General features: G+C 40.0%; 1 protein-coding gene. It reads right to left on the bottom strand.

Features of this window, described 5'->3' with window-relative positions:
• Window positions 1-477: TnsB C-terminal domain-containing protein (locus E1189_RS00455; protein ID WP_155158186.1), on the bottom strand; the 477-nt coding region annotated here is incomplete at both ends.

Raw genomic sequence — 477 nt, 5'->3', positions numbered from 1 at the left:
CAATCTCATGTCAGGGTCGCCATATTTTTTCTTGTTGTAATTTCCCCTGGATGGGTCGTACATTTCCTCCCAATTTTGCAAAGTGTTGAATCTTGTTTCGACAACCCCTTTCCAATCTGGTCTTTTTGCTGGTACCTCAGATATGTAAATCCCTAGATTTTTTGTAAGGTTAACAGTTAAATTTTTTCTTAACTCAGCTTGGTCTATTGTCAAGAGTTTAGGTACGCCGCGGATCATGCAAAGTTCTTCAATATGATCATCATCACTAAAACCTAACTCTTCCAAAAGTGCTCTCTTGTCTGATGCCATGCTCAACAGAGCCATAATTGCGTATTCTCCAGAAGGATAACCTAGGCCCATATACCAGCCGATGATAAACCGTGTATAGACATCAAGGATGATATAAAAAACTGGTTGGCCTATGAGATTATATGGGGGGTAGTGTGACCTAACGTAATAATCTATGACTGTGGCATC

It is taken from the genome of Parendozoicomonas verongulae (assembly GCF_009711465.1).
GTDB classification, from domain to species: Bacteria; Pseudomonadota; Gammaproteobacteria; order Pseudomonadales; family Endozoicomonadaceae; genus Sansalvadorimonas; species Sansalvadorimonas verongulae.
Note: the sequence above shows the minus strand (reverse complement) of the source record. Positions and strands in the feature narration are given on the sequence as shown.